12 protein-coding genes are annotated in these 12006 nt (G+C 37.5%); 1 reads left to right on the top strand and 11 read right to left on the bottom strand.

The genetic code is table 11. The annotated features are described in order from the left end of the window. From ACO5V7_RS08430 to ACO5V7_RS08400, 7 genes are all read right to left on the bottom strand, one after another. The coding region (locus ACO5V7_RS08430) for an oligopeptide ABC transporter substrate-binding protein (protein WP_485485822.1) at positions 1–1785 on the bottom strand (1785 nt) is incomplete at its 3' end. 256 nt (positions 1786–2041) lie between these two features. Next, on the bottom strand, positions 2042–3835 hold the full coding sequence (locus tag ACO5V7_RS08425; protein WP_485485821.1) for an oligopeptide ABC transporter substrate-binding protein: 1794 nt from the start codon (positions 3833–3835) through the stop codon (positions 2042–2044). A 286-nt stretch (positions 3836–4121) separates the two neighbouring features. Continuing rightward, a complete protein-coding gene (gene acpP, locus ACO5V7_RS08420) occupies positions 4122–4361 on the bottom strand; it encodes an acyl carrier protein (RefSeq protein ID WP_485485820.1) in 240 nt (79 codons plus the stop codon). 180 nt (positions 4362–4541) lie between these two features. Then, positions 4542–5435: an ABC transporter ATP-binding protein gene (locus ACO5V7_RS08415; protein WP_485485819.1), complete on the bottom strand. Its 894-nt coding sequence runs from the start codon at positions 5433–5435 to the stop codon at positions 4542–4544. Beyond that, a complete protein-coding gene (locus ACO5V7_RS08410) occupies positions 5428–6474 on the bottom strand; it encodes an ABC transporter ATP-binding protein (protein ID WP_485485818.1) in 1047 nt (348 codons plus the stop codon). The genes ACO5V7_RS08415 and ACO5V7_RS08410 overlap by 8 nt, the downstream gene beginning before the upstream one ends. A 10-nt stretch (positions 6475–6484) precedes the next feature. After that, positions 6485–7477, bottom strand: a complete 993-nt coding sequence (locus ACO5V7_RS08405) for an ABC transporter permease (protein WP_298650627.1) — start codon at positions 7475–7477, stop codon at positions 6485–6487. Next, positions 7477–8421: an ABC transporter permease gene (locus ACO5V7_RS08400; RefSeq protein ID WP_485485817.1), complete on the bottom strand. Its 945-nt coding sequence runs from the start codon at positions 8419–8421 to the stop codon at positions 7477–7479. Before ACO5V7_RS08400 ends, ACO5V7_RS08405 begins: the two co-directional genes overlap by 1 nt. A gap of 147 nt (positions 8422–8568) precedes the next feature. Here ACO5V7_RS08400 and ACO5V7_RS08395 point away from each other — a divergent pair, with 147 nt between their 5' ends. Beyond that, complete coding sequence (locus ACO5V7_RS08395) at positions 8569–8886, top strand: hypothetical protein (protein ID WP_485485816.1); 318 nt, start codon at positions 8569–8571, stop codon at positions 8884–8886. Between the two features lie 40 nt (positions 8887–8926). On the opposite strand, the gene ACO5V7_RS08390 is transcribed toward ACO5V7_RS08395, so the two are convergent. The 4 genes from ACO5V7_RS08390 to ACO5V7_RS08375 all read right to left on the bottom strand — a co-directional run. After that, positions 8927–9226: a YlbG family protein gene (locus tag ACO5V7_RS08390; protein ID WP_005607343.1), complete on the bottom strand. Its 300-nt coding sequence runs from the start codon at positions 9224–9226 to the stop codon at positions 8927–8929. A gap of 12 nt (positions 9227–9238) precedes the next feature. Continuing rightward, positions 9239–10453 carry an FtsW/RodA/SpoVE family cell cycle protein gene (locus ACO5V7_RS08385; protein ID WP_485485815.1) on the bottom strand — a complete coding sequence of 405 codons (1215 nt, stop codon included), beginning with the start codon at positions 10451–10453 and terminating at the stop codon, positions 9239–9241. A gap of 12 nt (positions 10454–10465) precedes the next feature. Beyond that, the gene (locus ACO5V7_RS08380; RefSeq protein WP_485485814.1) at positions 10466–10738 is read right to left on the bottom strand and encodes a DUF1507 family protein; all 273 of its coding nucleotides are present in this window, start codon (positions 10736–10738) and stop codon (positions 10466–10468) included. 889 nt (positions 10739–11627) lie between these two features. After that, positions 11628–12006: S1 RNA-binding domain-containing protein (locus ACO5V7_RS08375; RefSeq protein ID WP_485485813.1), on the bottom strand; the 379-nt coding region annotated here is incomplete at its 5' end.

The raw sequence follows: 12006 nt of genomic DNA, 5'->3' as shown, positions 1-12006 counted from the left end.
TTCAGAAGTCAATTCGATTTGGTAAACTTGAGATTTAGAACCACTTGTTGCAATTGAAGTGTCATAATATTTCACACGTTTATTTACAGCAGTAACACTATCCCCTACTAAAGTTGGAATCATGAAAGCTTCATCTTTAGCATATGCTTGCCATTCTTTGTAGAATTCTTTATTTTTTGCATCGTCAAAAGCATCTGTTGAAGAAATTTTCTTCATAATTTCAGTACCTTTTTCGTTTACATAACGAGCAAAGTTAAATTTAGCTGTTTCACCAAATAAGTTAGATGGGTTTGGATCATAACCTGTTCCCCAACCACCAGAGAACATATCGATTTCTGGATCATCTGCTTGAATTTTAACGTAAAAGTTATTTGATTCAATTGTACGACCAGTATAGAGTTGTACATCTAAACCAATTTCTTTCCACCAAATTAAGTATTGTTGGATTAATGATTCATTCGCTGCATCACGAGTACGAGCGGCAAAGTTAATCGTTAACTTAGAACCGTCTTTATTTTCACGGATTCCGTCACCATCAACATCTTTATAACCCGCCTCATCTAATAATTTTTTCGCCTTTTCTGGATTATAAGTAAATCCTTCTTGTTCCTTATTATATACGTCTTTGAAGAATGGTAAGATGATAGAGTTTGTACCATAGTTCAATCCGTGGTATAAGTTTTCACCAGCTGAATCGATATCTAATGCATAACCGATTGCTTGACGAAGAGCAGGATCGCTCATTTTTGCTTTTGGATTCGTTACGTTTTTACCTTGTGATTTATCAAATGTTCCTAATTTGAATGAAATATATTCATAAGCAGGCGCAAATGAACTTAAGAATGTTACGTTTGTTAAATCTTTAAACGCTTCGTATTGAGCACTTGGCATGCTTGCGATATCATAGTTTCCAGCTTTCATTTCTGAAACGATTGAATCTGGAGAAACTACTTGCATCACCATCTTATCTAATTTAGGACGACCTTTAAAGAAGTATTCGTTCGCTTTTAAAGTTACAGATTCGCCTGGTACAATTGACTCAATCGTGAATGGTCCTAAGCCGACTACTTTAGTACCACGAACATAGTCACTTTGTTCCCACTCTGTAACAGGAATATCTTTGAAGATATGTTTTGGCATTGTATATGCTGGAATCGCTCCACCTGCTAATTGCATAGAAGGTAACATTTTTTCAAAGTGAATTTTCACTTTATAATCATCCACTTTTTCTACACCAGAAATCTTATCTGATTTGCCTTCGTGGAAATCTTTCATCCCAACAATGTTTTGGTAACGGTCGTTATAACGAGACCCTGTATAGTCTTTATGACCGATTGCTTCAATCGCAAAGATATAATCGTCAATAGTGAACGGTTGTCCATCTGACCATTTATAGTCTTTTGCATTTAAAGTTACAGTAGCTGTTTTTCCTTCCACGTCTAATTCTAATGAAGCTAAACCTGTATTGGTTAATTTACGGTTTTCATCATATTCAAACATTGATTGGTCTACTTGACTTGCAATCGATGAGTCAGTAGTGTTTGTTGATAATTCATCAATGAAAATACCACTGAATGGTGAAGCTGCTACTAAAGCGTATTTTAATGTTCCGCCTTTAATTGCAGTTCCTTCATGAGTAACTTCTGCATTAAATTTTGATTTTGAACTTGCTTTTGCTGGTTCAGATGAAGTGTTTCCACTATTTCCATTATTAGCATTTCCACATGCTGCTAATGTTACTGCTGCCGCTGCAGCTGATAAGAATAATAAACTCTTCTTTTTCATTTTTCCTCCACTCTCAGACTCCGATTCCATCCTAACTTCCGGATGAATTGTCTGACAAATTAATACTTGATGTTAATTTTAACAGAATTTTAATTTTTTGCAAGCAAAATCTTTATTATTTTTAAGTTAGGTTTAGCTAGGGTGTTTAGAATGGATTTTCTTTTTTTATTTTCCTACTTAGCATTAGGTTGAGTACATGCTTCTACATACAAAAAGGCCTCGCAATTGCGAGACCTTTAAATCGAATACTATTCAATTATTCAGCTTTAACACCAGTTTCAGATAGTAATTCTACTTGTTCCCATCCAGTTTCTTTACCTTGAGCGATATCTACATGTTTCACACGTTTGTTTACTGCTTGTAATGAGTAAGTGTTGAAACGTGGAAGTTCGAATGGATTTTCAAACACGAATTTTTGCCATTGTTTGAACAATTCAACACGTTTAGCTGCATCAAATGATTCTGATGAAGCAATTTGACTAATTAATTTAGTGTGTTCATCGTTTACATAGTGACCGAAGTTAAAACGAGCTTTTGGTCCGTATAATCCATCTGGGTCAGGGTTGTAACCAATTGTGAATGCACCTAACCACATATCAAAGTCATCCGCGTATTTTGTTAATTTTTCAGCATATGCGTTAAATTCTAACGCACGGCCGTTTAATAATTCAACGCGTAGACCAACATTCTTCCACCATTCGATGTATTGTTGAATAATCGCTTCTTCTGTTTGGCTTCCTACAGGAACTAATAATTTGATGGTTAATGGTTTCCCTTCTTTATCTTCAACAAATCCGTCACCATCCGTATCTTTGTATCCAGCGTCTGCCAAAATTTTCTTAGATTCTTCTGGTTTATATGTGAATCCTGGGATTTCTGATTTATTTGCATAGATTTCACCAAAGAATGGAGATAATAATGTGTTAGCAGAGATACGTAATCCTTGGTAAGTTTCTTTTGCTACTTGATCGTTATCTAATGCATAAGCGATTGCTTTACGTAAAGCTGGATCACTCATCTTCTTACCTGGTTCAAATACGTGTTCCCCTTTATCTTTATCAAAATGACCCATGTTGAAACCAACATAAGAAATGTAGTTTGTAATCGTACCTAATAAATTAATGTTTGATAGATTTTTATAAGTATCGTATTGATCAGGTTGCATTGAAGCAAAGTCATATTTACCAGCTTTCATTTCTTGGACGATTGAATCTGGAGATACAACATCCGCTTTTAAGCCATCCACTTTAGGTTCGCCTTTGTAGTAGTAAGGGTTTTTCTTATATGTTACAGATTCACCAGGAACTACTTTATCAACGACAAATGGTCCGTTACCTACAACATCTGTACGGCTTTTTTCTGATTTAACTGCATCTTCATAAGACATATCTTTGAAGACATGTTTTGGTAACATTTGTCCTAAGATTGCGTTACCACCCATTTCTAAAGCTGGGTAAACTTCTTCTAAGTGAATTTTAACAGTTTGGTCATCCACTTTTTCAAGTCCTGAGATTTTATCTGCTTTACCTTCGTGGAAATCTTTCATACCAACGATGTTTTCAGCATTTTCATCGTAACGAACTCCGTCGTAATCTTTACGTCCTACGAATTCATAAGTGAAAATGTAGTCGTCGATTGTTAAAGGTTGTCCGTCAGACCATTTGTAGTCTTTAGAACGTAATTTTAATGTTACAATTTTATTTTCTTTATCTAGAGTGAACTCCATCATACCGCCATCTTTTTTAATACGTTGGTTTGCATCGAATTCAAATAATGACGCGAATGCGAAGTCTACTAAACTACCGTCACCTGAGTCCACATATAATAATGGGTTAATTAACCCTTTGAATGGTGAAGCAGATACCACAGCGTAGTTAATAGTTCCGCCTTTGATAACAGTCCCTTCGTTTGTTACATCAGAAGCGAATTTGCGTTCTTCAGTTTTAGCATTTGATGAAGAATCACCACTTGTTTTGTTGCTATTATTACATGCAGCTAAAGTCACTAATGAAGCAGCACCTAATAAACCAGCAATTGTTTTTTTGTTCATGTGTTTCCCTCCAAATTGGATTGATATTAGAATAATGTAAATGATACTCCCATTCCCCCATTACTGCAACCCTTTAAGAAGCTTTTTCATCATCTTTTTACCAAAAACTCATTTACTTTTAATCATAAAAATCTCGTCATTATCGCATTTTTAGCACATTAAAACCCGTTTGTCCACGAATAAAAGACATTTCTTTCTTCTTTTTTCTCAACATTCGCATTCTATCAACGTTTCTGGCAGGAACACAAAAAAACCGGAAGTTTCCACTTCCGGTTTCTCCATTTTCTTATTGATGACTTGCAATGTAATTTACCGCGTCTCCAATTGTTGTGATATTTTCTGCATCTTCATCAGAAATTTGAATTCCAAATTCATCTTCTAATTCCATAACTAATTCCACGACATCTAGTGAATCTGCGCCTAAGTCTTGTTGGAATGTCATGCCTTCCGTTACTGTTGAAGCGTCAACACTAAAACGGTTTGCAATCAATTGAGCTACTTTATCAAAAACTACTTGATTTGACATAACTTTCTCTCCCTTCTCATTAAGGTTTCCTACGAGGAAATGCCACCAAATCCTCCACCCTTATTCATCCGCGTTCGAAAGCGGACTATCTATTAATTCAGATAGTACTGTTATTTTACAGAATTCTACCAAAAATGTCTATAGCTTCCATAAAAAGTACGATTTTCCTCTATTTCTTCATTATCTTAAAACGAAATGACCAGGTTCTACTTCTTGCAGAGTTGCATTCTCATTGAAATCTTCACCTGCATAAACAATTCGTTTTCTATTTTTCTCTTCACGAGGATCGGGTAGAGGAATGGCAGATAGCAAACTCTTCGTATAGGCGTGTTGCGGATTCGTATAGACACATTCAGCAGAGCCCATTTCCACAATACGGCCACGATACATGACAGCAATCCGGTCACTAATATATTTCACCATGGATAAATCATGAGCAATAAAGAGATAAGTGAGTCCTTTTTCTTTCTGGAGTTTCTTTAGCAAATTCACAATTTGTGCTTGAATGGAAACGTCTAGTGCAGAAATTGCCTCATCACAAACGATGAATTTTGGATTTAAGGCGAGCGCTCTGGCAATCCCGATTCGTTGACGTTGACCTCCTGAAAATTCATGCGGATAACGGTTGGCATGTTCTCGGTTTAGCCCCACTGTTTCTAGCAGTTCATCGACCATTTGGTTTCGTTCTTCTTTTGAGGCAGCCAAATGATGAATATCGATACCTTCTGCAATAATATCACGCACCTTCATCCGGCTATCTAGTGAAGCGTAAGGATCTTGGAAAATCATTTGCGCTTCTTTTCGAAACTCAAGAAGTTCTTTCCCTTTTTTTAGTGTCGCAATATCTTTTTCTTCAAAAAGGATTTCCCCATCTGTCGGTTGGTATAGGCGTAATAGTGCTCTTCCTGTTGTTGATTTCCCAGAACCTGATTCTCCTACTAATCCGAAAGTTTCTCCTTCATATATATCAAAGGAGATATCATCAATGGCCTTTACGACATTTTTCTTCGATCCAAAATACTGTTTTAGATGTTTTACTTCAACCAGTTTCTTCTTTTCAGTTGTATTAGTCATTAGACGCACCTCCTTCTCCAAAAAAGTTTTTACGTCTTCTTAAAATCTCCTCAGGCACTTCTACTTTTGGAGCACGTGGATCCAAAAGCCACGTAGCTGCAAAATGGGTCCTAGATACTTGGAACATTGGCGGTTCTTTTACGCGGTCGATTTCAAGCGCGACATCGCTTCGAAGTGCAAAGGCATCTCCAACAGGTGGATCTAATAAATCTGGTGGTGACCCCGGAATCGCATAAAGAGTATCTCCGGTATGTAAAGTCGGCATCGAACGAAGGAGGCCCCATGTATAAGGATGTTGAGGATTATAGAAAACTTCATCGGAAGTTCCGACTTCAACAACTTTACCTGCATACATGACAGCAACACGGTCTGCGACATTGGCCACAACTCCAAGGTCATGCGTAATAAAGATGATGGCCATTTGGAATTTACATTGCAATTCTTTTAATAATTCTAGAATTTGTGCTTGAATCGTCACATCTAAAGCTGTTGTTGGTTCATCGGCAATCAACACATCGGGATTACAAGCTAAGGCAATAGCAATCACAATCCGTTGACGCTGACCACCAGAGAATTGGTGAGGATATTGTTTCATCCGTTCTTTCGGATTTGGAATTCCTACAAGCTCTAGTAATTCTTCTGCACGTTTATATGCCTCTTCTTTTGAAGCTTTTTCGTGTTTAATAATCACTTCCGCAATTTGTCGTCCAATTTTCATGGTTGGATTCAAAGAGGTCATTGGATCTTGGAAAATCATCGCAATCTCTTTTCCACGAACAGATTGCATTTCACGTTCGCTTTTTTCTAAGAGATTCTCCCCTTTAAATAGAATAGAACCTTCTTTAACCATCGCGTTGTTTGATAACAATTGCATCACGCTTTTAGCAGTCACACTTTTCCCAGAGCCTGATTCCCCCACTAAAGCGAGAGTTTCCCCTTTTTGCAAAGTTAGATTAACTCCACGAATCGCTTGTACTTCTCCTGCGAAAGTTTTGAAGTGGATTCGTAAGTTTTCAATAGATAAAATTGTTTCGCTCATTCGAATCCTCCTAATCTTTCATTTTCGGGTCAAAGGCATCTCGAAGTCCGTCTGCTAATAAGTTAAAGCTAATCATTAAAACACAAAGGACTCCTGATGGGAACCACATTAAGTTTGGATAAATACGGAATGTTTTATATCCTCCATTAATCAGAGAACCGAGTGAAGCATCCGGAACTGGAATCCCAATTCCTAAGAAGCTTAAGAAGGCTTCAAAGAAGATTGCTGAAGGAATTGAAAACATGGTTTGAATAATAATCAAGCCTGCCATATTCGGTAGTAAATGCTTGAAGGCAATTTTCCAAAAGCTTTGTCCTAAAGAACGAGAAGCTAAAATATATTCAAGATTCTTTAATTTCAATGTTTGCGCACGGACAACACGAGCCATTGTTACCCAACTTGTAAACCCAATCGCAACGATAATCGAAACGAGACCTGGTTTCATCACTAATAACATTAAAACAAGAATAATTAAGTTTGGAATTGCTGAAATAATTTCTAAGAATCGTTGCATAACGGTATCTACCCGTCCTCCAAACCATCCAGAAATAATTCCGTAAGTCACTCCAATAGTAATATCAAACAAAGCAGCAGCAAAGGCAATAATCAAAGAAGTTTGTGTCCCGTATAAAACACGTGAAAATAAATCTCTTCCTAAATTATCTGTCCCAAAATAGAAGTTGACACCTTCAGGAACTCCTTGTTGCGCATAGACATCTATACCGTTTCGAAGACCACTAAAGAGTCCAGGAATACGAGCAGGTAAATTTGAAAATTGCACATTTTGTTCAAGAGGATCAAACGGAGCAATCACTGGAGCCAAGATAGCAAGCAAAATAATCGCTAGTACGATGACTAGAGAAAATACAGCCCCTTTATTTTTCGTTAATCGTCTCCAAGAGTCTTGTAAAAAGTTTAAAGACGGAGAAGCGATTTTTTCTCGGTCAGCAGTACGACTCAAATCCACTCTTTGGAATAAATCTTTTTCAGATACTTCTGCCATTATACTTCCCCTCCTTCATCTGTAATTCGAATACGAGGATCAATCCAAGCGTATAGTAAATCGACCATTAAAATCACAAATACTAATAATGTTGAATACAACATCGTTACTCCCATAATCGTTGGATAGTCATTTGTTAAAATCGACTTCACGAATTGCTCCCCGATACCAGGGATCGAGAAAATATTCTCAATCACCATCGACCCTGTCATCAATCCTACGAGCATCGGTCCAAGAATCGTCACGAGGGGAATAATCGCATTTCGAAATCCATGTCGAAATGCCACTTCAAAACGACTTAATCCTTTTGCTCTAGCAAGTTCAATATAATCCGAATGCAATACTTCTACCATTTCCGTTCTCACGAAACGAGCAGAGTCAGCAATCGGAGAAATCGAAAGCGCTAGTGTCGGTAAAATAGAGGAAACAAAACCTTGGTTCCATAAAGCAATTGGGAAAATAGGGAAAATCACCCCAAATAACAATTGTAAAACGACAGCGAACACGAAACTCGGAACAGAACGACCGATAATTGCAAAGAAAGTTGCTATTGTATCCACCCAAGTATTTTGTCTCATGGCTGCCACCATCCCTAAGAGAGAACCCACAATCGTTCCAAAGATCAACGCTTGGAATCCAAGTTGGAAAGAAGGTCCTACCCTAGAAAAAATCAAATTCGCTACCGTCGAATTATATTGGAAAGATTGTCCAAAATCTAAACGGAATAGACCCGTAATATAAATCCAGTATTGAACGAATACGGGTTTATCTAACCCATACTTCGCATTCATAATTTCGAGTTGAGCCTGTGTTAGTTGCTCCTCATTGGCATATGGAGACCCAGGCAATAGTTTCATTAAAAAGAATGTAATTGTCACAATTAAAAATAGTGTTAAAAACATGTAAAAAATACGTTTTGCGATATATTTAAGATAGTTTTTCAACCTTACACCTCCATTATTTATCTTCTAATTCTTTTTCATCATACTATCTAAAGAATTAAAGTTTCAACTAATTAGTTTCACAAAAGGAATTGCGATTTTGCAAAACTTCTGATACATTGTAAGGAATAAATGAAAAGGAGCACCTTTATGAAATTCGATTTGAAACAAATCGGAATCTTTTCCGGCTGCATCATTCTTCTTTGTGCACTATTCGTGAGCATTACCAGTGGCTTCTCCTTTCTACACTTTAGCAACGCTCTATTTATGTGCGCTTTACTTTTCTTAATGTTAGGACTTTTTGCCTACTTAAGTCGTACAGATTTTTTGAAATCATTCTCTCGTCGACTCTCTTCAGAAAGAGAAGGGAAAAAATGGATTGTGTTTTCCTATTCTTCTGTCGTTCTTTTTCTAGTAGTAGCTACGATTCTTGGGACACTATCGATCTTCATCGGTCTCTTTTTATAAATGACAAAAATCCGTGTACAAAGTGAGTACACGGATTTTTCTATAGTCTCTCTGAAGCTTTTTGTTCAGCTTTCTCTTTTTCAATTTCTTCTCTTAATTCAGGAAGAATCTGAGTGAAATCCATTCGAATTTCTTTTCGAAGAGAAGGCTCAACTTTACGAACAAAATGGAAATTAGATAAACGTTCCATCACACTTTCTACTTCATCTTTGTTCACATATAAGTAGATATATTTCAAACGCTTTGAAATATAATGAATATTTCCAAATCGCTTCAATTGTTTAATTGGTTTCAATGTATACAACCAAACAACGAGTGCTTGTCTTTCTTGTTGTTCCATTCTTTCTCCCTTCTACATCGCTTTTAATTCTATTGGTTTTTGTTCTTCTTCTAGAGTTGCTTCTTCTTTTGAAGGAGTTGGTTCTTTTTCTTTTTGGTCATTTCGAATTGCCCAAAGCACAAAGCCCACCCCAACACTAGAGGCTAGGAAGCTAGATCCTCCATAACTGATAAGTGGCAAGGGAACTCCTGTTAACGGAGCAAATCCGACTAGCGCCCCAATATTAATTCCGGATTGGATTAAAAATAAAATCGCTACTCCATAACATAAGTATTTTGCAAACAAGCTCCTACACTTGTTTCCTTTATAAAACATCGCAATAATGAACCCTACAATGGCTAGCATCAACACAAAAATAACGACAAAGCCAAGTTCTTCTCCAACAATGGCTAAGATAAAGTCCGTATGAGCTTCTGGAAGGAACCCCGTTTTTTGAACTGAATTGGACAACCCTGTTCCAAACCAATTTCCTCTAGATAATCCTAGAAACCCTTGGATGGATTGATATCCAGAACCTCTCGCATCTGCCCATGGATTATGAAAAGATGTAAAACGACTGACTTGATAGGCTTTTAGTCCGATTTTTTCAAAAATGGATGCATCTAAATACGTAATTCCATACAGAAGCGCAAAAACTGCCCCCCAGGAAGCTAACGCTCGATTGGAAACGCCCGTCATTAATCCTAGTAAAAGCGCCACTGCAACAACAATCATTCCCGTCCCTAAATCGGGTTGAAGCATAATCATTCCAAAGAGGAAGATAGTGACTCCCCCTGGGACTAAATAGAATCTCCAATCTCGTTTACTTCTTTCATTCTTACTATATAAATAAGCAGAAATCCAAATTACAAAAAGTTTCACTAATTCAGATGGCTGTAAGTTAAACACTTTTAAATTAATCCAACTCTTTGCCCCATTTATTCCTTTCGTGAATAATACGACAACCAGCAGTACAAAAATGACCCCGAAGGAAGCAATCATTGCTTTCTCACTCTTCATCCATTTCTCTGGGAGAATGGAAATTCCTAGCGCCAATAACACCCCAAGGACGATATATAAGAGCTGTTTTACCATAAAAGCTTCGGAGTTTCCTTGATTGACTAAAGCATAATAACTACTTGCACTATAGACCATTACTAGTCCAAATACAGAAAGCAATACATATAACCCCATAATCAGCGGATCTACTTTTAGGAGGCGTTTCATTTTTTCATGAAAATTTAACATGAGAGTCCTCCTCTACTTTTGGTGCGTTTCTTCATAGATTTGGATATACATATCATTTAAAGCATACTCCAAATCCGCCATAATTTTATGTCCTTCATTAGCATGGATTAAATCCATCGCTACAGCAAATTCTACTTGTTTTGATAAACCAAATAATTGTGTGTCAATAATCTCTTCGAAAGCAGGGCATTTCGCCAAGCAAAGATGTGTTTTTTGTTTTGAAATCAGTTGATAGATTTGTTTTGCATTTTCTGTCAACTGAACTAAAGCAGGATTTTGAGTCATCTCACATTCCCCTTTCCGTTATGCATATACTATTCTAGTATACTTGCATCCATAAAAAAATACCACTAATGCATGTGGAATTTACTGAAAATTTAGAGTTCGCTTTGGTTCGTGTTCTTTATAAAAGAAATGATTCCGCCTTTCCTAACGGATATCTTCATCATCACTGTAACGTTGCACCGGTTCGAGCCCCGGGGTCTCTCACCTTCGAAGATTCAAACGCGGAGTACGGGACAAGTCCCTACTCCGCTTAAGCACAGTGGTTGAATGGAATGAGCTTCGCTGTAACTAGCTAGCTCATTCCTATTCAACTTTGTGGGGGAAAGAAAACGAAATACTCTAAATACATAAATATATTTAGACTATTTCTGTCTTTCTCCCTCACTTTCGATGCGTATCACGTTACTGTGATGATAGAATCCGTTAGTCTTTTCGGAATCATCTTTATGCAGCAACTTATTTTTTACATTCCACTTTGTTAGTAGTTTTTCTGTACAAGTAACTAAAAGAGAATGCTATCTTTCCATCTAGCCAAAGCAGTGCACTCACCAATCCTGCTTTATAAGTTTTCAAAAATGAAGTGAGTCACTATGCTCACTCTGGTACAGTTGTTATCGCTATTAGAAAGACTTCTTGCTAGGAACCGCAATACGCTCTTCCCCTCCACTAAGGCATCTTTATGATTGTATAAAAAAATGCTATTACGGAGTTCTGCTCGGAATCTATAGTAGCGATAATAGCGAGTGTAACTGATGCAAATTAGGGACTCTAGGAGTCATCCGTAGAGTCCCTTTGAGGCTCAGTAGGGAGTGAGACTACAGGCTCACCCCGGTACAGCTATTGTCGCTACTATAAAGAGTTCCTGCAGAACACAGTAATAGCAGCGTAATTATTTATTTTCCGGTCCAATCATAGAGAGGCCGACCCGACCCTTTTTGAGGTCAAGCTCCGTCACCCAAACCGTTACGATATCCCCAACTGCAACGACGTCACTTGGATGTTTCACGAAACCTTTCTTCAATTTCGAAATATGAACAAGGCCGTCTTGTTTCACACCGATATCGACGAATGCCCCGAAGTCCACTACGTTACGAACGGTTCCTTCGAGTTCCATTCCTACTTGTAAGTCTTCCATCTTCAAGACATCGCTACGTAAGATTGGTCCTGCCACTTCTTCACGTGGGTCACGCCCTGGTTTCAACAATCCATCCAACACTAATTCCAGCGTTTCTTGTCCGATACCAAATTCTTCTTTCAACGCTTTAGTA

The organism is Granulicatella sp. (assembly GCF_057274575.1).
This window is presented reverse-complemented; position numbering and strand designations above follow the sequence as displayed.

Excerpts from the sequence above, each read along its gene's own strand:
- ACO5V7_RS08425 (WP_485485821.1), bottom strand. The coding sequence starts at position 3,835 with ATGAACAAAAAAACAATTGCTGGTTTATTAGGTGCTGCTTCATTAGTG.
- acpP (WP_485485820.1), bottom strand. The coding sequence starts at position 4,361 with ATGTCAAATCAAGTAGTTTTTGATAAAGTAGCTCAATTGATTGCAAAC.
- ACO5V7_RS08415 (WP_485485819.1), bottom strand. The coding sequence starts at position 5,435 with ATGACTAATACAACTGAAAAGAAGAAACTGGTTGAAGTAAAACATCTA.
- ACO5V7_RS08410 (WP_485485818.1), bottom strand. The coding sequence starts at position 6,474 with ATGAGCGAAACAATTTTATCTATTGAAAACTTACGAATCCACTTCAAA.
- ACO5V7_RS08405 (WP_298650627.1), bottom strand. The coding sequence starts at position 7,477 with ATGGCAGAAGTATCTGAAAAAGATTTATTCCAAAGAGTGGATTTGAGT.
- ACO5V7_RS08395 (WP_485485816.1), top strand. The coding sequence starts at position 8,569 with ATGAAATTCGATTTGAAACAAATCGGAATCTTTTCCGGCTGCATCATT.
- ACO5V7_RS08390 (WP_005607343.1), bottom strand. The coding sequence starts at position 9,226 with ATGGAACAACAAGAAAGACAAGCACTCGTTGTTTGGTTGTATACATTG.
- ACO5V7_RS08385 (WP_485485815.1), bottom strand. The coding sequence starts at position 10,453 with ATGTTAAATTTTCATGAAAAAATGAAACGCCTCCTAAAAGTAGATCCG.
- ACO5V7_RS08380 (WP_485485814.1), bottom strand. The coding sequence starts at position 10,738 with ATGACTCAAAATCCTGCTTTAGTTCAGTTGACAGAAAATGCAAAACAA.